At 69.3% G+C, this 21,685-nt stretch carries 22 protein-coding genes; 18 read left to right on the forward strand and 4 right to left on the reverse strand.

Annotated features, from left to right (window positions below; translation table 11 throughout):
• Window positions 1-105: 105 nt before the first annotated feature.
• Window positions 106-903, reverse strand: coding sequence for a class I SAM-dependent methyltransferase (locus ACFWIW_RS38690; protein ID WP_378373037.1), 798 nt, complete (start codon window positions 901-903; stop codon window positions 106-108).
• Window positions 885-1,382, reverse strand: coding sequence for a DUF2505 domain-containing protein (locus ACFWIW_RS38695; protein WP_016330902.1), 498 nt, complete (start codon window positions 1,380-1,382; stop codon window positions 885-887). The genes ACFWIW_RS38690 and ACFWIW_RS38695 overlap by 19 nt, the downstream gene beginning before the upstream one ends.
• Window positions 1,383-1,408: 26 nt before the next feature.
• Between ACFWIW_RS38695 and ACFWIW_RS38700 the strand changes: the two genes are divergently transcribed.
• The 7 genes from ACFWIW_RS38700 to ACFWIW_RS38730 all read left to right on the forward strand — a co-directional run bounded on the left by ACFWIW_RS38700 (window position 1,409) and on the right by ACFWIW_RS38730 (window position 8,853).
• On the forward strand, window positions 1,409-2,461 hold the full coding sequence (locus ACFWIW_RS38700) for a UDP-N-acetylmuramate dehydrogenase (protein WP_378373038.1): 1,053 nt from the start codon (window positions 1,409-1,411) through the stop codon (window positions 2,459-2,461).
• 216 nt (window positions 2,462-2,677) lie between these two features.
• On the forward strand, window positions 2,678-3,853 hold the full coding sequence (locus tag ACFWIW_RS38705) for an Ig-like domain-containing protein (RefSeq protein ID WP_378373039.1): 1,176 nt from the start codon (window positions 2,678-2,680) through the stop codon (window positions 3,851-3,853).
• Window positions 3,854-3,942: 89 nt separating this feature from the next.
• Window positions 3,943-4,755, forward strand: a complete 813-nt coding sequence (locus ACFWIW_RS38710; protein ID WP_378373040.1) for an alpha/beta fold hydrolase — start codon at window positions 3,943-3,945, stop codon at window positions 4,753-4,755.
• A 21-nt stretch (window positions 4,756-4,776) separates the two neighbouring features.
• Window positions 4,777-6,081 carry a D-inositol-3-phosphate glycosyltransferase gene (gene mshA, locus ACFWIW_RS38715; protein WP_378373041.1) on the forward strand — a complete coding sequence of 435 codons (1,305 nt, stop codon included), beginning with the start codon at window positions 4,777-4,779 and terminating at the stop codon, window positions 6,079-6,081.
• Window positions 6,078-6,593, forward strand: a complete 516-nt coding sequence (locus tag ACFWIW_RS38720) for a YbjN domain-containing protein (protein WP_378373042.1) — start codon at window positions 6,078-6,080, stop codon at window positions 6,591-6,593. Before mshA ends, ACFWIW_RS38720 begins: the two co-directional genes overlap by 4 nt.
• 68 nt (window positions 6,594-6,661) lie before the next feature.
• Window positions 6,662-7,576: a DUF4349 domain-containing protein gene (locus ACFWIW_RS38725; protein ID WP_378373043.1), complete on the forward strand. Its 915-nt coding sequence runs from the start codon at window positions 6,662-6,664 to the stop codon at window positions 7,574-7,576.
• 527 nt (window positions 7,577-8,103) lie between these two features.
• Entirely contained in the window at window positions 8,104-8,853 is a 750-nt protein-coding gene (locus ACFWIW_RS38730) for a phosphoglyceromutase (RefSeq protein ID WP_034310552.1), read from the forward strand.
• Window positions 8,854-8,922: 69 nt separating this feature from the next.
• Here the strand turns inward: ACFWIW_RS38730 and ACFWIW_RS38735 are convergent, their stop codons facing one another.
• Together ACFWIW_RS38735 and ACFWIW_RS38740 are read right to left on the reverse strand one after the other, a co-directional pair.
• Window positions 8,923-9,840, reverse strand: coding sequence for a hypothetical protein (locus tag ACFWIW_RS38735; RefSeq protein WP_378373044.1), 918 nt, complete (start codon window positions 9,838-9,840; stop codon window positions 8,923-8,925).
• A complete protein-coding gene (locus ACFWIW_RS38740) occupies window positions 9,837-10,484 on the reverse strand; it encodes a LuxR family transcriptional regulator (RefSeq protein WP_073846221.1) in 648 nt (215 codons plus the stop codon). The genes ACFWIW_RS38735 and ACFWIW_RS38740 overlap by 4 nt, the downstream gene beginning before the upstream one ends.
• Before the next feature lie 292 nt (window positions 10,485-10,776).
• Between ACFWIW_RS38740 and ACFWIW_RS38745 the strand changes: the two genes are divergently transcribed.
• From ACFWIW_RS38745 to ACFWIW_RS38795, 11 genes are all read left to right on the forward strand, one after another.
• Window positions 10,777-12,009: a cell wall metabolism sensor histidine kinase WalK gene (locus ACFWIW_RS38745; RefSeq protein ID WP_037333013.1), complete on the forward strand. Its 1,233-nt coding sequence runs from the start codon at window positions 10,777-10,779 to the stop codon at window positions 12,007-12,009.
• Window positions 12,006-12,695 (forward strand): response regulator transcription factor, encoded by a 690-nt coding sequence (locus ACFWIW_RS38750; protein WP_005167072.1) that lies wholly within the window; start codon window positions 12,006-12,008, stop codon window positions 12,693-12,695. The genes ACFWIW_RS38745 and ACFWIW_RS38750 overlap by 4 nt, the downstream gene beginning before the upstream one ends.
• A gap of 427 nt (window positions 12,696-13,122) precedes the next feature.
• A complete protein-coding gene (locus tag ACFWIW_RS38755) occupies window positions 13,123-14,112 on the forward strand; it encodes a hypothetical protein (protein ID WP_378373045.1) in 990 nt (329 codons plus the stop codon).
• A 105-nt stretch (window positions 14,113-14,217) separates the two neighbouring features.
• Window positions 14,218-15,780: a hypothetical protein gene (locus tag ACFWIW_RS38760; RefSeq protein ID WP_378373046.1), complete on the forward strand. Its 1,563-nt coding sequence runs from the start codon at window positions 14,218-14,220 to the stop codon at window positions 15,778-15,780.
• 22 nt (window positions 15,781-15,802) lie between these two features.
• On the forward strand, window positions 15,803-16,600 hold the full coding sequence (locus tag ACFWIW_RS38765; protein ID WP_240595987.1) for a sugar phosphate isomerase/epimerase: 798 nt from the start codon (window positions 15,803-15,805) through the stop codon (window positions 16,598-16,600).
• Window positions 16,601-16,741: 141 nt separating this feature from the next.
• Window positions 16,742-17,572, forward strand: coding sequence for a thioesterase family protein (locus tag ACFWIW_RS38770; protein WP_378373047.1), 831 nt, complete (start codon window positions 16,742-16,744; stop codon window positions 17,570-17,572).
• A 24-nt stretch (window positions 17,573-17,596) separates the two neighbouring features.
• Complete coding sequence (proC, locus tag ACFWIW_RS38775; RefSeq protein ID WP_063274392.1) at window positions 17,597-18,406, forward strand: pyrroline-5-carboxylate reductase; 810 nt, start codon at window positions 17,597-17,599, stop codon at window positions 18,404-18,406.
• A gap of 213 nt (window positions 18,407-18,619) precedes the next feature.
• Window positions 18,620-18,844 carry a helix-turn-helix domain-containing protein gene (locus ACFWIW_RS38780; RefSeq protein WP_125678911.1) on the forward strand — a complete coding sequence of 75 codons (225 nt, stop codon included), beginning with the start codon at window positions 18,620-18,622 and terminating at the stop codon, window positions 18,842-18,844.
• A 144-nt stretch (window positions 18,845-18,988) separates the two neighbouring features.
• A complete protein-coding gene (locus ACFWIW_RS38785; RefSeq protein ID WP_007030867.1) occupies window positions 18,989-19,090 on the forward strand; it encodes a 30S ribosomal protein bS22 in 102 nt (33 codons plus the stop codon).
• 286 nt (window positions 19,091-19,376) lie between these two features.
• On the forward strand, window positions 19,377-20,426 hold the full coding sequence (locus ACFWIW_RS38790; RefSeq protein WP_378373048.1) for an NAD-dependent epimerase/dehydratase family protein: 1,050 nt from the start codon (window positions 19,377-19,379) through the stop codon (window positions 20,424-20,426).
• Entirely contained in the window at window positions 20,423-21,514 is a 1,092-nt protein-coding gene (locus tag ACFWIW_RS38795; protein WP_378373049.1) for a lysophospholipid acyltransferase family protein, read from the forward strand. The genes ACFWIW_RS38790 and ACFWIW_RS38795 overlap by 4 nt, the downstream gene beginning before the upstream one ends.
• Window positions 21,515-21,685: the final 171 nt, after the last annotated feature.

Consider the following 21,685-nt stretch of genomic DNA (forward strand, 5'->3'; position numbering starts at 1 on the left):
ACGACACACGTGATCAGGCGGACGTCACGTATGCCGTCCGCCTGATCACGTGTGTCGTCCGCCCAGTCACGCATGTCGTCCGGCTGGACACATGTGGCGCGCGTTCTAGTCCGGGGCGACCGAGGACCACGGCACCGTGAGTTCACCCAGCCGCCACCGTGACGGGCGGTTCAGCACCGGCCAGCCACGGGCGGTGAGCAGGTGGACGGCGTGCGCCCAGCGGGCACGGACGCCGAAGTTCTGATGCGGCGCGGCCGTCGCCCAGCAAGTATCCAAAGTGGACAGTAGATCGTGGACCCGTTCGCCGGGAACGTTGCGGTGGATCAGGATCTTGGGCAGTCGTTCGGCCACTGTGGACGGACGTTCCAGGCTGGCGAGATGGACGGACAAGGTCAGCGTGCGCGGCCCGTCGTGCCCGACGGCGACCCAGGTGCTCAGCCGTCCGATCTCGTCGCAGGTGCCTTCGACGAGAAGCCCGCCCGGTGCCATCGCGTCCAGCATGAGCGACCAGGCACCCGGGACCTCGGCTTCGTCGTACTGCCGCAGGACGTTGAACGCGCGCACCAGCACCGGCCGCGTGCCGGCGAGTTCGAAGCCGCCGCGCCGGAAGTCGAGCCATGGCTTGTCGACGGCGGATTGCGCGACGGCGACCCGTTCGGCGTCCAGCTCCAGGCCGAGCACCCGGACGTCGCGACGGAGAGTGCGTAACCACCGCGCCATCTCGACCGTGGTCACCGGTGAGGCGCCGTAGCCGAGGTCCACGACGAGCGGTTCGTCCGCGCGGCGCAGCAGCCGCGTCACCCCCGGATCGCTCGCGAGCCACCGGTCCACCCGGCGGAGCCGGTTGGGGTTGGTCGTGCCCCGGGTCGGTGCCCCGACCGGTTTCAGCGCTCGGCCAGCCATTTCGCGACGAATTCCGCCTCGCGCTCCAGCAGCTTGGTGACCTGTTCGGCGATCACGCCCTCCAGCTTTCCGCCGACGAACGGGATCCGCACCTTGACCTGACCGCTGTTGACCAGCGTCGTCCGTTCGCCCTCGGCGGTCAGCGACGTCTTCGCGGTGATCTCACCCGGCACGCCCGAGACCGCCGCCGTCGCGGTGCCGGTGTAGCCGTCCCCGGCCGCCTTCCAGCTCTGCTCGCGCTCGACGATCAGATCGCCCCGGTGCAGCGTCCGCACGGCCGACGGGAGCTTGTCCGAGCTGATGCCCTGACGCAGCTTGTAGCGCACTCCGTCTTCGGCCGGGACGTACTCCAGCAGTTCCGCGTCGTCGCCGCCGATCTGCTCCAGCCGCGCCCGCAGCGCTGCCTCGCCGGCGACCGCGTCGAACGTGGTCGCGAGGTCTGCGGAGAACGCGGAACGGTGCTCGATACGGGAGGCCATGGCGCCAGACAGTACCGTTCACGGGCGTGAGCACTGCCGAAACTCCCACCCTCGCCGATCACACCACGTTGCGCCTCGGCGGTCCGGCGCGGCGTTATGCCGAGGCGAAGACCGTGCGGGCGCTGGTCGACGCGGTCCGCGAGGCCGACGAAGCGGGTGAGCCGGTCCTGCTGCTCGGCGGCGGCTCGAACCTCGTCGTCGCCGACGAAGGTTTCGAGGGCACGGTGCTGAAGGTCGGCAACACCGGCTGGACATGTGACCGAGATCTCGTCGAGGTCGCGGCCGGTGAGAACTGGGACGGTTTCGTCGAGGGCCTGGTCGCCGCGGGTATCGGCGGGCTCGAATGCCTCTCCGGGATCCCCGGTTCGGTCGGCGCGACGCCGATCCAGAACGTCGGCGCGTACGGCTGCGAGGTGGCCGAATCCCTGGTCTCGGTCGATCTCTACGACCGTGCCACCCGCGAAATCCGCACGCTGACCGCCGAAGAGCTCGGCTTCGGATATCGCACGTCGATCCTGAAGGGGACCGACGCGGGCGTCGTGCTCACAGTGCGTTTCAAGGTCAACGAAGACGGCCTCTCGGCCCCGATCCGCTATGCCGAACTCGCCCGCACGCTCGGCGTCGAGATCGGAGACCGCGTCCCGGCGGCCGAAGCTCGCGAAGCGGTCCTCGGGCTGCGCCGCGGCAAGGGCATGGTCCTGGACGTCGACGACCACGACACCTGGAGCGCGGGCTCGTTCTTCACCAACCCGATCATCGGGGAGGCACGGCTGGCGAAGGTGCTGGCGGGCATCGTGGACGTGGTCGGTGAGGACGTGCGCGTGCCGCAGTACCCGGCGCCCGGCGGCACGAAGCTGTCCGCGGCCTGGCTGATCGAGCGGGCCGGGTTCGCGAAGGGCCACGAAGGGCCCGGCGGCCGGGTCTCGCTGTCGACGAAGCACACGCTCGCGCTCACGAACCGGGGCAAGGCCTCGACAGAGGACCTTCTCGCTCTGGCGCGCGAAGTACGCGACGGCGTCGAGGCCCGCTTCGGGGTTTCGCTGCACCCTGAACCCCTGCTCATCAACTGCGCACTCTAGCCCCCCCGCCCGCGTTTAGTCCTCTGAATGCGGTCATTGCGCGTGCAAGTACCGCATTCAGAGGACTAAATGCGGGAGGGTGAACAACCCCGCACCGGTCCTGTGCGTCTATCCCTCTGAGGGGCGAGGGTGAGTTCCGTCGCCGCGGGTAACCTCGGAGAGGTTCCCGGCGCTGAGCGGGTAGAAGCTCGCGGGGATCTTCATGGGAGGTACACGGTGATCGAACGGCGCACGGTGTTCAAGGCCGCGCTCGCCGCGGGGGCGGCCTTGCTGGCCGCGGCCTGCTCCAGCGAGGAAGGCGGCAACGCCAAGCCGGAAGGCAGCGGTGGCGGGGAACAGGCCGCCGCCCCGGTCGCGAAGATCACCGCCGAACCCGCCGCCGACGCCAAGGACGCCTCCGTGGTGACGCCGGTCGTCGTGAAGGTCGCCGACGGCAAGCTCACCGAGGTCAAGGTCACCGGGGACAGCGGCAAGGACGTCAAGGGCGAGCTTTCCCCCGACGGCCTCACCTGGACCAGCACCGAGGTCCTCGGCTACGGCAAGACGTACACGTATGCCGCGAAGGCCACGGGCAGCGACAACAAACCCGCCGAGTTCAAGGGCTCGTTCAGCACGGTCAAACCCGCCAAGGAGGTTCGCGCCACGCTGAACCCGACCGACGACGCCGAGGTCGGCGTCGCGATGCCGATCAGCGTGAAGTTCGCGTCCCCGGTCAAGGACAAGGCGGCCGCCGAGAAGGCGCTCAAGGTGAAGACCGACAAGGACGTCGAGGGCTCCTGGGGCTGGCTGTCGGACACGCAGGTCGACTGGCGGCCCAAGGAGTACTGGCCCGCGAACATCAAGGTCAACGTCGAGGCGAAGCTCTACGGCGTCGCGCTCGGCGGCGGCGCGTACGGCAAGGCCGACGTGACCACCGAGTTCAAGATCGGCCGCAACCAGGTGGTCAAGATCAACACCCCGGACCACGTGATGAAGGTCTACCGGGGCGGGGCGGAATCGGCGAGCTACCCGTGCTCGAACGGCCTGGACTCCGACGTCCAGCGGAACACCCCGAACGGCACGTTCATCGTGATGACGAAGGAGCCGATGGCGCGGTTCGACAACGCGCGTTACGGCTACACCAACGTCAACAAGAAGTGGTCCTGCCGGATCTCGAACAACGGCGAGTACATCCACGAGAACCAGGACAACGCGGCGAACATCGGCAAGGCCAACACCTCGCACGGCTGCGTGAACCTGCTCGAAGCGGACGCCAAGAAGTACTTCGACTCGGCGATGATCGGCGACCCGGTCGAGATCACCGGCTCGAAACTGGGCAGCCCGACCAAATCGGACGTCAAGAACTGGTTCTACGACTGGAAGTCCTGGAAGGCCCTCTCGGCGATCAAGTAACCGATCGGCCTCGTGAGTGGCAAGGACGGTTCTAACCGTCCTTGCCACTCACGAGCCCCACGCATTCCGGACCTCATAGGCTGACGCCCATGAAGACCGAGGTAGTCGGCTACGGCGGGACCCGGATCGGCTTGTGGGTCGAGGGCGCCGAGAACACCCGTCCGATCGTGTTCGTGCACGGCTGGGCCCAGTCGGGCCGGGCCTGGGCGCCGCAGCTGGCGGATCCCGCGCTCAGCGAGCGGTTCCGCCTGGTCGCGATGGATCTGCGCGGTCACGGGGATTCCGAAGTGCCCTCCGCCGGCTACGACGATCCGCGGGTGTGGGCGGAGGATCTCGCCTCCGTTCTCGACTTCGCCGGTGACGACGCGATCGTCGTCGGCTGGTCGTACGGCGGGCTGGTCATCACCGACTACCTCCGGGTGCACGGCTCTTCGAGGCTCGGCGGCGTCGTTTTTGTGGGCGCTATCACAGAAATCGGCAAGAACCGCCCCGGCGGCAAGGTCGGGCCCGCGATGCGCGACGCCATTCCGGCCGTGCTTTCGGACGATCCGGCGGTCGCGATTCCCGCGTTGGTGCAGTTCAGCGCGCGGATGACGGCTGCGCCGGTGTCCGGCACGCTCGCCCAATCGCTGCTCGGCGCCTGCCTTTCCACGCCGCCCGCGGTGCGTTCCGCGCTGTTCCGGCGTGACGTCGGGAGCGAAGACGTCCTTCGCGATCTGGACAAACCGGCACTTATCATCCATGGTCTCGCGGACGCTGTGATCGATCCGACGGCGGCGGAATACGCGGCCGGGAAGATTCAGGGGGCCGTCGTGCGTTGGCTACCTGAGGTGGGGCATCTGCCGTTCGCCGAAGCGGCGGACGAGTTCGGTGAACTGCTGCGCGGGTTCGCCGATCAGTAGGACTTCGGGAGTGTTGACCAGGTGACGATCCCTCTGCACGGGTTCGACGCCGCGCCCAGGCGCGTCGCGGTGCTGTCGTTGCACACTTCTCCGCTGGAGCAGCCGGGTACCGGCGACGCCGGCGGCATGAACGTCTACGTGAGCCAGACGGCCACCGAGATGGCCCGCCGGGGCGTCGAGGTCGAGGTGTTCACGCGGGCCACGTCCTCGGATCAGCCGCCGATCGCCGAACTGGCGCCCGGCGTGCTCGTCAGGCACATCCCGGCCGGGCCGTTCGAGCCGCTGGGACGCGACGAGCTGCCCGCGCAGCTGTGCGCCTTCACCGCCGGCGTGCTGCGGGCCGAGGCGTTCCACGAACCGGGCTACTACGACCTCATCCATTCGCACTACTGGCTCTCCGGCCAGGCGGGCTGGCTCGCCCGCGACCGCTGGGGCGTGCCGCTGGTGCACACCGCGCACACCCTGGCGAAGGTCAAGAACGCCGCGCTGGCCGAGGGCGACACTCCCGAGCCGCGCACCCGGGTGATCGGCGAAGAGCAGGTCGTCGAGGAGGCGGACTGCCTGGTCGCGAACACCCGCGTCGAGGCCCGCGAGCTGATCGAGCTGTACGAAGCCGACCCGCACGCCGTGCACGCCATCCCGCCCGGCGTCGACCTCGACCGCTTCACGCCCGGCTCCCAGGCCGCTTCGCGTCGCGCGCTGGGGCTCCCGACGGACGCGATCGTGCTGGCCTTCGCGGGCCGCATCCAGCCGTTGAAGGCGCCGGACGTCCTCCTGCTGGCCGCGGCCGAAATGCTGCGCGAGCGGCCGGAGCTGGCGTCGCGGCTGGTGGTGCTGATCGTCGGCGGCCCGTCCGGGACCGGGCTGGAGCAGCCGCAGGCCCTGCGCGAACTGGCCGTCTCCCTCGGGATCGAGGCGCAGACCCGGTTCATGCCGCCGCAGCCCGGCCAGTCGCTGGTCGACGTCTACCGGGCGGCCGACATCGTCGCCGTGCCGAGCTACAACGAGTCGTTCGGGCTGGTCGCGCTCGAAGCGCAGGCCTGCGGGACGCCGGTGATCGCGGCCGAGGTCGGCGGGCTGCCGGTCGCCGTCCCCCACGGCGTCTCCGGGCTGCTCGTGCCTTCGCACGACCCGAAGGACTGGGCGGGCGCGCTCGCGAACATCGCGCTGCGGCCCGATCGGCGTGCCGAGCTTTCCGCCAACGCCGTCGTCCACGCGCGGCGTTTCTCCTGGCGCCGGACGACGGACCGCCTGCTGGACACGTACGCTCAGGCGACCGGCGCGTTCCGGCGTGCCCTCGAACAGCGCGCGGAGGTGGCGGTTTGACGCTCGACGAGACCTTGCGGTCCTCTTTGGACAATGCGGGCCTGCGATACGAAAGGCGTGGCGAGGGAAAGTATTTCGTCACGTTGCCCGGCACCAAGAAGCTGCAGACCAACTGCTGGCTGGTCGCCGGTGACCACGCTTTCGCCGTCGAAGCCTTCGTCTGCCGCCGCCCCGATGAGTCCCATGAGGACGTTTATCGCTTTCTCTTGCGCCGCAACGCGAAACTGTACGGCGTGCACTACACCGTGGACGCGATCGGCGATATCTACCTGGTCGGCCGGTTCGGTCTGGACACGGTCACCGAATCCGAGTTGGACAAGATCCTCGGGCAGGTGCTGGAGGCCGCCGACGGCGACTTCAACACGCTGCTGGAGCTCGGCTTCGCGGAATCGATCAAACGCGAATGGGATTGGCGCGTTTCCCGTGGCGAATCGCTGGCGAACCTTCAGGCGTTCAAACATCTCGTCGAGCCTTCGAACGGGCACGAACCCGGAGCCTTGACCGACTCGTGACCCGGACGGTGCAACGGCACCGTCGTCCGTTCCGTCTCTTTCCGCAGCACTGGAGGGAGACGGTTTTGATGCACAAGAGGTTGAGATGGGTGGCGGCCGCCGGCATCGTGCTGGCGCTGGCGGGCTGCTCGGCGAACGATTCCGGCAGCAGCGAGTCGGCCGCGATGCCGATGTCGGCCGACACGAAGCAGGCGGCGCCGAACCAAGGTGCGCCCAAGAAGGAAGGCACCGACAGCGCGGGTTCGGGCAAGGCCCCCGCGCCCCCGGGGCAGCCGGGGATCACCGACCGCAAGCTGGTGCGCACGGCGAGCCTGGAGCTCACCGCCCCGAACGTCGCCGACGTGATCTCGCAGGTGCGCGTCATCACCCAGGGCGCCGCCGGCTACACCGGGCAGGAGAGCACGCAGGAGAAGCGGGCGTCGGTCAACGTCATCGTGCCCTCCGAGCGCCTCGACGGCGTGCTGGACCAGCTCGGGAAGCTCGGAAAGCAGGTGAAACGCGAGGTCACCGCCACGGATGTGACCGAGCAGATGGTCGACGTCGAATCGCGGCTGGCCACCCAGCGGGCGAGTGTCGAGCGCATCCGCGCGCTGCTCGCGAGGGCGACGTCGGTCTCGGAGATCGCCTCGGTGGAGAGCGAGCTGACGAGCCGGGAAGCCGAACTCGAGTCACTCCAGAAGCGTCGCGAAAGCCTGGCGGGCAGTGTCGCCATGTCGACCATCTCCCTGCAGGTGAAGGCGGAGACGGTCGCGGCGGCGGAGGAGTCCCGCAGCGGGTTCTTCGGCGGGCTGGCCGACGGCTGGGACGCGTTCCTGACCTTCGGCGGCGGCCTCCTGACCGCGATCGGCGCGATGGCCCCGTTCTTGCTGGTCTTCGGCGTTCCCGCGGCCGCGCTGGTGTGGTGGCTGCGCAAGCGGCGCCGTCCGGCGGAACCCGCGATGGCGACCGCTTCGGATCTGCCGTCCGCGCCTCCGCTGGACTGAGCGCCCTCTGCGCGTGCCGCCGTCCGTGAAGGCCTCCTTGAGGGACTCTGGGTCCCTCAAGGAGGCCTTCACGGACTTTGCGGCTCCCCGAAGATGAACAGGCGGGACGGCTCGAGGGAGGGGGGAGTCGCGATCTCGAGCCGCCCCGCTGAAGTTCCCGCCAAGGTGGACCCGGTGACGAGGGGGATGCCAACGGGGCCGGCGGGCGCCGCGACTCGGCAGGGGGGAGACGAGTCGCGGTCGTCACCCACGTCGAGCCGGGGAGTGCGTGGAATCCGGCCGCGCGGGACGTAGTCAACCTGTCAGATCTCCACCTGTAATCACAAGACTACCGGTTACTCCGTTCGAGTGAACTTCGAAAACCGGGATAACGGAGTGCAGCCTGATTTCCGGGGATCGGGACTTGTTGGCAACCCGTCTTCTGGACGGGTGAAGGTGTTACTCGCGGGTAACGCACTCTCCGTAGAAACAAGGTCAAGCGCGGCCCTCTGACCGGCGCTTCCGCTCCCTCTGGCAGGCTGAACCCCATGGCTGAGCTTGGGACTCTGGTGCTGCTGCGTCACGGGCAGAGCACGTGGAACGCGGAAAACCTGTTCACCGGCTGGGTGGACGTGCCGCTGTCGGAGCAGGGCGAGCAGGAGGCGCGCAAGGGCGGGCAGCTCCTCGCGGAGTCCGGTCTGCTGCCGGACGTCGTGCACACGTCGCTGATGCGCCGGGCGATCTCGACCGCCAACCTGGCGCTCGACGCCGCCGACCGGCACTGGATCCCGGTGAAGCGCGACTGGCGCCTCAACGAGCGGCACTACGGCGCGCTTCAGGGCAAGAACAAGAAGCAGACCCTCGACGAGTTCGGCGAGGAGCAGTTCATGCTCTGGCGCCGCTCCTACGACACCCCGCCGCCCCCGATCGACCCGGCCGACGAGTTCAGCCAGGTGGGCGACGCGCGTTACGCCGACCTCGGCGACGCCGCCCCGCTGACCGAATGCCTCAAGGACGTCGTCGCGCGGCTGCTGCCGTACTGGGAGTCCGCGATCGTGCCGGATCTGCGCGCGGGCAAGACCGTGCTGGTCGCCGCGCACGGGAACTCGCTGCGCGCGCTGGTGAAGCACCTTGACGGCATCTCCGACGACGCGATCGCCGGGCTCAACATCCCGACCGGCATCCCGCTGCGCTACGACCTCACCGAGGACCTCAAGCCGGTCACCGCCGGCGGAACCTACCTGGACCCGGAGGCCGCCAAGGAAGCCGCGGCCGCCGTCGCCAACCAGGGCCGCTAGACCACGCGTTTCGTCCTCTGAATGCGGTAGTTCGCTGTCGAACCACCGCATTCAGAGGACGAATTGCGTTCAGGGGAGGGCTTGGACCGACTCGACGCCGGCCGCCTTCCATCCGTCGGGCAGCCGCTGGAGACGCAGGACGAGCGGCAGGTGCCGCTTCGACGCCTGCCCGGCGGCGTCCGTGACGTCCGACGTCGCGAGGAGCAGCACGCTCGCCTTGTCGTCCACGACCTCCATGACCGCGGCGGCCGGATTCGGCGCCAGCGACGCCTTCGTGCCCCCGGACCGGATCTGGTTCAGCCGCGCCGCCTTGTCCTGCTGGAACTGGGTCAGCAGCTGCCCGGTCGACACGGACTCGTAGCGGGCGTACGTGCCTTCGGGGTCGGCTGGATTCACGGTCAGCAGGGCTTCCGCGGCCCGCAGGGCACCGTCCCGCGCGGAATCCCGCACCCGCGCGAACACCCGGTCACCCGCGCCAGGCTTCTCCGCCGCGGCAGGCGGGTCCGCCGGGTTCACCTTGACCTCACCGATCCGCCAGCGGTCACCCTCGCGCACGGTCGAGAGCAGCACCGACGCGATGCCCTTGCTGGTGGCACCGGCCCTGCTGCTGCTCTGGTCGAGCACGGTCAGCACCCGCGCCTTGTCCGGCGTCTGCTCGACCGCCGCCGAGACGATCACCTTGGTCACGAGCTTGACCGGCTCGGTCGATTTCCGGACCTCTGCGAACAGCTTCGCCAGCTCCTCGCGCGCGCTCGGCGTCACGTTGTCGGCGAGGGCCTTCTCATAGGCGGGCACGGCCGTGCTGTCGTAGGAGAACACCGCTTCTGCCGCCGTCTTCACCGCGTTCAGGACCGAAGCCGTCCGAGCGGGGTCGACCAGCGCGAGGTTCGCGGGTGGGCTTTCCGGTTCGGGCCGGGCGGTGCCGGAGACCGTGGTGGTGCAGCCCGCGAGCGCGAGCAACACGGCCAGCCCCGTCCAGCGCTTCACAGCAGGCCGAGTTCCCGCGCCCGCGCGTCGACCTGCAGGCGCGACGTCACGCCGAGCGCGACCAGCAGCTCCGAGACACGCCGCTGATAGGTGCGTACGCCCATGCCGAGGCTCTTCGCGGCCTTCTCGTCCTTGCAGCCGGTGGTCAGGAACTCGAGGATCTGCGGTGCCTCCATCCGGATGTCGGCGAACCGCGCGTCGAACGTCTCCAGGGTGGTGGACGCGAGCCAAGCGGTTTCGAACAGCGACAGGATGCCCTGCACCAGCTCGGGGCGCGAGATGACGCTGTAGGAGCGCACCGCCTTGCCCTCGTCGCCCGCCATGATCGCGACCCGCTCGTCGAGCAGGATCGTCTCGTTGATCTCCTCGGTGCCGATCCTGATCTGCGCGCCCAGGCCGGACAGGTGGTGCAGATGCTGCGCGGTCTGCTCGTTCAGCAGGACGCCGGGGCGGTACAGCTTGCGGATCCGCTTGTCGTGCACCAGCCGTTCGCCCTGCCGCGTGAGCGACGGCCGCGAAAGCGCCCACGTGTAGAGGTCGTCGGCCGCGCACGCGATGTCGGTCGCCGCGACGAACAGATGAGCCGTCCGGTCGAACAGCTCTTCTTCTCCGCGAATCAGGGAGATGTCACTGACGAGTTCCACGGCGACAGTCTTCCAACATTCCCCGGGGGCCGTGACGGGAACGTCGCTATTCGCCTCTGAGTGGGAAGGACACCGCCCGGATATTCACGACGAAAGTCGGGATCCGGGCATCACGCGGCGACGATGTCCCCGTTTCGGGTGACCCGCCTCACCCAGGAGATCTCGGCCAGGGATCGGCCACGTGAACGGCGGCCGACCTGCAGGCGAACAGGGTCTCCCCAGGTGTCATAGGCATCACGAGTACGCGGCCGGGACTAGGCCAAAAGGCTACCCGCGCGCTTACGATTCCCCTGTGACCACGCCTGTTGCACTCGCCCTGGCCGTCGGCGGACTGATCGTCGGTGTGGTTTTCGGCTTCCTGATCGCGAGGGGCCGCGCCCGCCGCGAGGAGCGGCGACCGACCGGTCCCACCGTGGCCGAACTGCTGGAACGCCTCGTGCGGTCCAGCAACAACGGCGTCGTCGTGCTCAACAAGTTCGGCGACATGGTGCTGCACAACCCGCGCGCCTACGAGCTGGGACTGGTGAAGGTCAACCAGGCCGATCCGCGGGCGCGCAAGGCGGCCGAGCAGGTGGTCGAGACCGACGAGCCGATGGAGATCGACCTGTCCCCGCTGGAGGCGCGGGGCCGTCAGCCCGAGGCCGTCCTCGGCGAGGTCCGCCCGCTCGGCGACGGGTTCACCGTGGTCGAGGCCGTCGACCACTCCGAGGCGATCCGGCTCGAAGCCGTCCGGCGGGACTTCGTCGCGAACGTGAGCCACGAGCTGAAGACACCGGTGGGCGCGATCGCGCTGCTCACCGAGGCCGTCCTCGACGCCGCGGAGGACACCGAGGAGGTCCGCCGCTTCGGCGGCAAGATCCTCCGCGAATCGACCCGGCTCGGCCAGCTGGTCACCGAGCTGATCGCGCTGTCCCGGCTGCAGGGCGCCGAGCGGCTGCCCGATCTGAACGTCGTCGAGGTCGACGCCGTGGTCCGCGAGGCGCTCGGCCGGACGACGCTTTCGGCGGAATCCGCCGAGATCACCATCACCACCGACGCGGCCAGCGGGCTGCTCATCGAGGGCGACCGGACGCTGATGGTCACCGCGCTGTCGAACCTGCTGGAGAACGCGGTCGCGTACTCGCCGGCGGGCAGCCCGGTGTCGATCAGCAGGCGGCTGGTCGACGGCAAGGTCGAGATCGCGGTGACCGACCGCGGTATCGGGATCGCCGAGGACGAACAGCAGCGCGTCTTCGAGCGGTTCTATCGCGCGGACAAGGCGCGGTCGCGGGCGACCGGCGGCACCGGGCTGGGGCTGGCGATCGTCAAACACGTGGCCGCCAACCACGGCGGTTCGGTCGGCCTGTGGAGCCGTCCCGGCACCGGGTCGACCTTCACCCTGCGCATCCCCGCGCACATTCCCGCCGAACCGGCCGCGCCCGTGAAACAGGCTCCGCCGGCGTCCCGGCCGGAGAAGACCCCCGAGCGGACACCCCGTCTCGTGGCAACAGGGCAAGAAAGCCCCGACCATGGAGGAAACCTGTGACGAGGGTTCTCATCGTCGAGGACGAAGAGTCGTTCGCCGACCCGCTCGCGTTCTTGCTCCGCAAGGAGGGCTTCACCGCCGCCGTCGCCGTGACGGGGCAGCAGGCGCTCGAGGAGTTCGACCGCAACGGCGCCGACATCGTCCTGCTCGATCTCATGCTCCCCGGGATGAGCGGCACCGACGTCTGCAAGCAGCTGAGGCAGCGGTCCGCGGTACCGGTGATCATGGTGACCGCGCGCGACAGCGAGATCGACAAGGTCGTCGGGCTGGAACTGGGCGCCGACGACTACGTCACCAAGCCGTATTCGGCCCGTGAGCTCATCGCGCGGGTGCGGGCGGTGCTGCGCCGCGGCGGCGAGCCGGGCTCGGAAGGCGACCTGGCCCCGCTCGTGCTGACCGCCGGGCCGGTGCGGATGGACGTCGAGCGGCATGTGGTGACCGTCGACGGCCAGGAGGTCTCCTTGCCGCTCAAGGAGTTCGACCTGCTCGAATACCTGCTGCGCAACGTGGGCCGCGTGCTCACCCGCGGGCAGCTGATCGACCGGGTGTGGGGCGCGGACTACGTCGGCGACACCAAGACGCTCGACGTCCACGTGAAGCGTTTGCGGTCGAAGATCGAGCCGGACCCGGGCTCGCCCCGGCATCTGGTCACCGTCCGAGGCCTCGGCTACAAGTTCGAGACGTGAGATAGCGCGTGAAGGCCCCGGCAAAGTCGTCTATCCGCTGGTCAAGTGGGTGACAGAGGGGCTCGTCACGGCGGCCTGACCACTTCTCAACTGTCCACAGAGGACGCCATCGAGTGAAGTGCCCGATTCAGGCGTTTTGCGAAGGGGTCGTGAGTGTTTGTGGTCGTTCTAACGACTAAAAACACTCACGACCCCATCGAAACCGTACGAATAGGTACAAAACGGACATTTGCCTGTCGGTTGGTGTCCTTTGTGGACATCATCCGGCCAAGTCGAGCCTTCATGTACTCGGGACCGAGCGCTGCGAGGTCACGACTGCCTCCGCCGATGGTCGACCAGGCAAGGGGGCCTTCACGCGGAGCTGCTGCGATACAGATCACGGTTACGGTTTCGTGACCTGACGCAGGGGCGGGTACCGTAGACGCTCGTGCGCCTAGGGGTACTCGACGTCGGTTCCAATACCGTCCACCTGCTCGTGGTCGACGCCCACCGTGGCGCCCACCCGACCCCGATGCATTCCGAAAAGGCCGTCCTCCGCCTCGCCGAGCAGATCACCCGCAACGGCGACCTGAGCCGAGCGGGCGCGGACAGCCTCGTGCGCGCGGTCGAATCGGCGAAGGCGGCCGCGGCCCGGCTCGGCTGCGAAGAGGTCATGGCGTTCGCCACCTCCGCGGTCCGCGAAGCCAAGAACGCCCCGAAGGTGCTGGCGAAGGTCCAGGAGCAGACCGGAGTCGAACTCCAGGTGCTTTCCGGGATCGACGAGTCCCGGCTCACCTTCCTCGCCGTGCGCCGCTGGTTCGGCTGGTCGGCAGGCAAGCTGCTGGTGCTCGACATCGGCGGCGGCTCGCTGGAGATCGCGATGGGCCGCGACGAGGAACCGGACCTGGCCGAATCGCTGCCCTTGGGCGCGGGCCGGACCACGCGGACGCGGTTCCAGCACGACCCGCCGTCCCGTTCGGAGCTCATCGCGACTTCGGTGTGGCTCGAAGAACAACTCGCCCCGCTCGCGAAGAAGGTCGCCAAATTGGGTGAACCCGATCGTGTCGTGGCGACCTCGAAGACGTTCCGGTCACTCGCCCGGCTGACCGGAGCGGCGCCGTCGGCGAGCGGGCCGCATGTGCGCCGTACCCTGACCGACACCGCGTTGCGCCAGCTCATCGCGTTCATCTCCCGGATGACCGCCCAGGACCTGGCCCAACTCGAGGGGGTCAGCGCGAGCAGGTCGCACCAGCTGGTGGCGGGCGCGCTCGTCGCACAAGCCACCATGCGGGCGCTTTCCCTGGAAGAACTGGAGATCTGTCCGTGGGCGCTGCGAGAAGGTGTCATCCTTCGACGGCTGGACCATTCGAACGGTGCGGACGAGACTGTGGGCGGCAGCGCCCGACTGGACTTAGTCGACGGAGAACGGGCACGGTGAAGAGGTGACGGAAATGCGGATGACGGTGGATAGCGCGCGCGACGCCGCCGATGCCCCGTCGCGTGCCGGTTCACAACGGCTGGAGCGCGCATTGGACAGCACGGTATGACGGACGAGACAGAGAGCGGCCAGCCACAGAAGACCGTGGCGGAGCTGCTCGCCCAGCATGGAGCCCAGCCCGAAGGCGGGCGCCGCAGGCGACGCCGCGCGGCCGACGACGAGGACGAGGCTCCAGAGCCCACTCGCGGACGGCGCGCGCCGTCGGTGAGCGACACCGCGCCGCAGGCGATCATCGACAGGGTGTCCGGCGACACCCCGCCGCCTGCCAACCGTCCGCCGCGCCGCGCGCGCCCGCAAGACTCCGGCGCGCGTCCGCTCCCGCAGCCGCAGCAGGACTCCGGTGCGCGTCCCCTGCCGCCGCAGCAGGACTCCGCGCCGCTGCCGGTGCCGCCGAACGCCCCGACCCGGCAGACGCCGCCGGTGCGCCCGCCGCAGGAACAGAGCGGCTATCAGCAGCGTCCGCCGCAGCAGTCCGGTCAATTCGTGCGTCCGGCGCCGCCGCAGGAGCAAAGCGGTTACCAGCAGCGTCCGCCGCAGCAGTCCGGCCAGTTCGTGCGGCCGACGCCGCCGCAGGAGCAGTCCGGCTACCAGCAGCGCCCGCCGGATTCCGAGGGGCTGCCTCCGCGCGGTCGTCCGCGGCCGCCGGGCCCGGAGGAGACCCGCGGCGCGGTGCCGCCGGTCCGCCGCCGTCCCGAACCGCCCGCCGGGCCCCCGTCGTCAGGTCTATCGGCGAGACTCGACGGCGGCCTCGACGCCCCGGCGGAAGACGTCCAGGACCAGCCCGGGCCGATGGCCAGCGGCGGGTTCGCGACGCCGCCAGCCCAGCCGGCGCGACGCCGCCGTCCGGCCGCCCGTCCGCCGCAGCCGAAGGCCGAGCCGAGCACGGAACAGTTCGCCGCGGTCGGCGACGAGAGCGTGCCCGAGCCCGAGGCGCCCGCCGCGTCGGCGGCGCCGCCAGCCGGGCTCGCCGGATGGCGCAAGCGCAGGCAGAAGGTGCAGTCCGAGGACACCGAGATCGGCGGGATCCCGCCGGTACCTCCCCCGGTCGCGCCCGTCGAGCCGGACCCCGATCCCGAACCGGACCCGTTCGACGCCGGACCGCCCACCATGGGCCACCCCGCGCCGATGCCGTTCGTACCGCCGCATTCCCTCGACGACCGCGACCGCCAGGACAACCTGGACGAGTACGAGCGCGAGTTCGCCGACCCGGCGTATCCGGACGGCGGACCGGACTTCGAGCGCGACGACTACGGCTACCGCGCCGACGAGTACGAGGACGACTACGACGATCAGGCCGAAGACGGCGTCGACGACGTCGAGCCCGCGGCGCCCGCCGAGAAGGTCTCACCGGGGAAGCAGTGGCTGGCGCTGGCCGGTCAGCTCGCCCTCGGCGTCGTCGGCGGTGCCGCGGTGTGGCTTGGCTTCAACTGGCTGTGGGTGAACATCCCCGCCGCCGCGCTGGTCGCCGCCCTGCTGGTGATCGTCGCGCTGGTGTGGATCGTCCGGAAGATCCGCAAGGCGGAGGATCTGCAGACCCTGGTGCTCGCGGTGCTGGTCGGACTGGTGGTGACGGTCTCACCGGCCGCACTCCTGCTGGTCGCCCGCTAGCGGCCTCGGGAAGAATGCCGGAATGGTTCAGCAGGTTCCGGTAGGCCTTTCGACGGCGTCCGTCTGGCCGTTGCGGGCGGGAGCGGCGTTCGAGCTGGCCGCCGACCTCGGCTACGACGGTGTCGAGGTGATGGTCTGGGCCGACCCGGTCAGCCAGGACGTCTCCGCGTTGCGCCGGTGGTCGCGGCGTACCGGCGTGCCGGTGCTGTCGATCCACTCGCCGTCGTTGCTGATCACCCAGCGCGTGTGGTCGCCGGATCCCGTGGTGCGCCTGCGGATGTCGGTGGAAGCGGCGCAGGAGCTCGGCGCGCGCACGGTCGTCGTGCACCCGCCGTTCCGGTGGCAGCGCCGCTACGGCGACGCGTTCGGAGACCTCGTCGACGAGCTCGAAGACGCCAGCGGCATCGAGATCGCGGTCGAGAACATGTTCAAGGTCCGCCCGCCCGGTGGCTCGCGGACGTCGCGGGTGTCGGCGTTCCGGCCCTCGATCGACCCTACGGACGTAGGGTTTCGCCACTACACGCTCGACCTGTCCCATACAGCGGCAGCCGGGATGGACGCCCTCGCGCTCGCCGACCGCATGGGTTCCGGGCTCGCGCACGTCCATCTGGCGGACGGCACGGGACTCCCGAAAGACGAGCACCTGGTGCCCGGACGCGGTATCGAACCCTGCGCCGAACTGCTGGAGAAGCTCGTGAGCAGCGACTTCTCCGGACAGGTCGTGCTGGAGATCAACACCCGCCGGTCGCCGAGCGCGGCGCGACGGTCGCGGGACCTCGCGGAGTCACTCTTGTTCGCGAGGCTGCACCTCGGCCAGTGACAAAGATCGTCTCCAGGTGCGGAGATTCATTCCTCCCTGCGCTCGAGGCGCTGGTACACGTAAAGTTCCGACCGTGAACCAGCTGCGCTTGTTGATCTCCCGCACCCCGATGGATCGGCTCGTGGCCTGGGTCAGTGCTCGGTGAGCGCGACCGACGAAACGAGCACCTCCTTCGACGAGGCATGCGCGACGAGATCACTGGGCGACGGCACGTTCACGGCGGTACTCCGTACCGAATGGTCGATCGGTGGACACCCGCACGGCGGCTTCCTGATGGCCCTGATGGCCCGCGCCGCCCTCACGTTCCTCCACGAACGCGGCGAGCCGCCGTCCGAGCCGCTCGCGATCAGCGCGGAGTTCCTGCATCCGCCGGCGGTGGGGCCGGTGCTGCTGCGCATGGACGTCCGGAAGGTCGGCAGGCGCGCCTCGGTCGTCGGGGTCATGCTGGAGCAGCGGGGCCGCAGCTGTGTCGAGGCCAGGGTGACCACCGGACGCCTGCCGATGCGGCGGCCGGAGTGGACCGACGTCCCGGCCATGGCCGCGGAGCCGCCGCCCGGTGCGGTGCCCGTGACCGGTGAGACCTCCGAAGGCCTCTTCAATCTCGCGAAGGGCTGCGAGGTCCGGCTCGATCCGGCGAGCGTCGGCTATCTGCACGGCCGGATCGGCGATCCGCCGAGGATGCGGCTGTGGGTCCGGCCGCGGCACGGTCTCGCGGACCCGTACTTCGCCCTGCTCGCGAGCGACGTGAACCCGCCGGTGGTCTACAACCTCGGCCGGGTCGGCTGGGCGCCCACCGTGCAGCTGACCGCGTTGCTGCGCACCCGGCCGGCGCCGGGCTGGCTGCGGGTGATCGTCCAGAGCCAGTCGGTGCACGAGGCCTGGTTCGACTCGGACGCCCTCGTGGTCGACTCGCAGGGCAGGCTGGTCTGCCAGGCGCGGCAGCTGGCGCTTGCCCCGGCGCCTGGAGCCTGACGGCGGTTTGGCACGCTGAAGAGCATGAGCGTGATCGCGGTTCTGGGTGCCGGGAAGATCGGGGAGGCCCTGCTCTCGGGCCTGCTGCACGGCGGGCACAGCCCGGACGACCTTCTGTTCACCGAGCGGTATCCGGCGCGCGCGGCCGAGCTGACCGAACGCTACGGCGTGCACGGGGTCGGCGTCGCCGACGCCGCCCGCCGGGCCGACGTGCTGGTCGTCGCGGTCAAACCGCAGGACATCGAGCCGGTGCTGGACGAGCTCGCGCCGCTGCTCGGCAAGGAGTCGCTGGTGGTCTCGCTGTGCGCGGGCCTGCCGACCGCCCTGTACGAGCGCAGGCTGGCCGACGGCGTCCCGGTGGTGCGGGTCATGCCGAACACCCCGATGCTCGTCGGAGAGGCGATGAGCGCGGTCTCCGCGGGCGCGCACGCGACCGCCGAGCACATCGCGGTGGTGAAGGACCTGCTTTCGCACGTCGGGCAGGTCGTCGAGGTGCCCGAATCGCAGCAGGACGCCGTCACGGCGCTGTCCGGCTCCGGTCCGGCGTACTTCTTCTACCTGGTCGAGGCCATGATCGACGCCGGGATCCTGCTCGGCCTCCCGCGGGCGCTCGCCGGGCAGCTGATCATCCAGTCGGCGGTCGGGGCGGCGAAGATGCTCGCCGAGTCCGACGAACACCCGGTGCTGCTGCGCGAAGCCGTCACCTCGCCCGCCGGGACGACCATCAACGCCATCCGCGAGCTGGAGAAGCACGGCGTCCGCGCGGCGCTGCTGGCCGCCATCGAGGCCGCGAAGGACCGCTCGACCGAGCTGGGCCGGGCCCACGAGGGCTGAAGGGGACTTTCCCCGCATAACACGCGGTGAAGGACGCTTTCAGTGCATCAGACGCGGTGAAAGCGTCCTTCAGCCCCTGGATAAGGGCCCATCCCGGTGACTCGCGTCGCTTTAGTCCCACCAGTCCCGCTACTCTCAGGAGAGCACGTGCGTGTCGATACCACAGGTGGGGAAGCCTCGTGGCGCGACACGTGTCGAAGGACACGGTGAATCATGCCGCCGAACAAGAAGGATGACCTGGCCAAGCTCAACACAGTGGGCCAGGTCCAGTTCCTGACGGTCGCCGAGGTGGCCACGCTGATGCGGGTCTCCAAGATGACCGTCTACCGCCTCGTTCACTCGGGCGAGCTGCCCGCGGTGCGCGTCGGGAAGTCGTTCAGAGTGCCCGAAAAGGCCGTACACGAGTATCTGCAGGGCGCGTACTTCGACGTGGGCTGAGGCCCGGTCGCGGAGCACAACGTGCCCGCCCGAGGGCGTCTTCCGGGGCGCGGGTACCCTGGAAGACCGCTCGTGCCTGTGCGCTCCACCCGTTGGACGCTGCGCCGGGCAGCGTGACCGACGACGAAGGAAGGAGCGCTCACGATGGGCTCTGTGATCAAGAAGCGCCGTAAGCGCATGTCGAAGAAGAAGCACCGCAAGTTGCTGCGCCGGACGCGTGTTCAGCGTAGGAAGGCCGGCAAGTAAGACACAGCCGGTGAGTGGCCCGTCCAGTTTCTGGGCGGGCCATTCCCATTTCGTGGGCGCTTTCCGCCCATTCGAGTGAGACGTGCATCCCCTCTGCGAGCAGCGGGTTAATAGCATGTAAGCGCTGACTCGACTACCCCTAATGAGCGGTAACATCTCAAGGGCAGCCGCGCGATGCTTCCAGTGAGTGCAGGTACGCGCACACTCGGTAGATCAATTCGCGCTCAAGGTCATCAGGACCCCGTGATCGAAAGTCCGAGAACCGCCCAAAGCCGCAGGGAGTCCTATGCCGTCGAACATCGTGCTCGTGACCGGGGTCGGGGGAGACCTTGGCGGGAAGCTGCTCGCCAGACTCGGCAACAATCCGGGGTTCGAGCGGGTGATCGGCGTGGACACCACGCCCCCGAAGAAATCGGTGCTGCAGCGGATGGGGCACGCTGAGTACGTCCGCGCCGACATCCGCAATCCGCTGATCGCGAAGGTGATCAGCACGGCCAAGGTCGACACCGTCGTGCACGCCTCGTGCACCGCGCATCCGGCAGGCCCGGCTCGCCGGACGGCGATCAAAGAGGTCAACGTCATCGGCACGATGCGGCTGCTGGCGGCCTGCCAGCGCTCGCCGCTCGTGCGCAAGCTCGTGGTGAAGTCGACGGCCGCCGTCTACGGCGCCGGCGCGCGCTCGCAGGCCGTGTTCACCGAGGATTCGGAGCTCATCCCCACCTCGGCCAGCGGCTACGCGAAGGACGCCGTCGAGATGGAGGGGTACGTCCGCGGGCTCGTGCGCCGCCGTCCCGACATCACGACGACGCTCCTCCGGTTCGCCAACATCATCAGCCCCGAGATCGACACGGTGCTCTCGCGCTACTTCGCGCTGCCGGTCGTCCCGACCGTCTTCGGCTACGACGCGCGCATCCAGCTGCTCCACGCTTCGGACGCCCTCTCGGTGTTCGAGCAGGCGACGCTGAACGACAAGCCCGGCGTGTTCAACGTCGGCTCGGAGGGGGTGCTCACGCTCTCCCAGGCGATCCGGCGAGCCGGTCGGGTCGAGCTGCCGATGCCCAGCAGCGTGGTGCCGTCGGTCGGCAAGGTGCTGCGCGGGGCGCGGGTGGTCGATTTCTCCGCCGACCAGGTCCGGCTGCTGAACTTCGGCCGCGTCGTGGACATCACGAAGCTCAAGACCGACTTCGGCTACACCCCGCGGTGGACGACGCGGGAAGCGTTCGACGACTACATCACCGGCCGCGGGCTCCGGCCCGTGGTGGACGGCGGCAGGCTCGCCGGATTCGCGGGCAAGGTGCTGGTGGCCGCGGCGACCGGGCAGGCGGCGCACCGATGAGCAGGCCACACGAGAACTCTCACGAAGGCGAGGCGGAAGACGTGAGCGGCGCTGAAGCGCAGGTCATCCCGTTGCACGGCCCCGGCAGAGAGAAGCCGGACCCGGCCGCGCAGGCGGAACGGGATCTTCGCGAGTCGGAAGAAGCTCAGGAGCATCTGGAGCAGGAACGCCGGGCCGACGCGCCCGTCGTCGAATTCCCCGGGGCGGCGCGGGTCTCGCCCGCCCGGACGCGGCCCGCCGACGCGGACCTCCTCCCGGACTCACTCAGGACGGCGCTGGGGTTCCTTCGGGACAGGCTGACCGGTGACTACACCGTCGACGAGTTCGGCTTCGACGCCGAGCTCACCGAGACCCTGCTGTTGCCGCCGCTGCGCGCGCTGTACGAGAAGTGGTTCCGGGTCGACACCTTCGGCGTCGAGAACCTGCCCGCCGACGGCGGCGCGCTGCTGGTGTCGAACCACTCCGGCACGGTGCCGCTCGACGCGCTGATGACCGCCGTCGCCGTGCACGACCACGTCCCCGGCGGCAGGCACCTGCGCGGCCTCGGCGCGGATCTGGTGTTCCAGCTGCCGCTGATCGGCTCCTTCGCCCGCAAGTCCGGGCAGACGCTCGCCTGCAACGCCGACGCGGAACGCTTGCTGCGCAAGGGAGAACTCGTCGGCGTCTGGCCGGAAGGGTTCAAGGGGATCGGGAAACCGTTCTCGTCGCGGTACAAGCTGCAGCGGTTCGGCCGCGGTGGTTTCGTCTCCGCCGCGCTGCGGACCGGGGTGCCGATCATCCCCGTTTCGGTCATCGGCGCGGAGGAGATCTACCCGAAGGTCGGGGACATCAAGCTGCTCGCGCGCGTGCTCGGCCTGCCGTACTTCCCGGTGACGCCGTTCTTCCCGCTGCTCGGCCCGCTCGGCGCGATCCCGCTGCCGACGAAGTGGAGCATCGAGTTCGGCGAGCCCATCCGCACGGACACCTACGACGCGGACGCCGTGGACGACCCGATGCTCGTGTTCACGCTGACCGACCAGGTGCGGGAGTCGATCCAGCAGTCGCTGTACAAACGCCTTTCGCAGCGGAAGAGCGTTTTCAAGGGCTAGAACCCGTCACTCGCGTGATTGAAGCCGGAACTCTCGAGTTCCGGCTTCAATCACGCGTGTGACGGCCCCGATCACGCGAGTTACGGGTCGGCACTTGCGGTATGCGAGGCAGTTGAAGGTTGCGAAAGCCACTTTCGCAACCTTCAACGTTTCGATAGTGGCTTTCGCAAC

This window comes from Amycolatopsis sp. NPDC058340 (assembly GCF_042723975.1).
Classification (GTDB): Bacteria; Actinomycetota; Actinomycetes; order Mycobacteriales; family Pseudonocardiaceae; genus Amycolatopsis.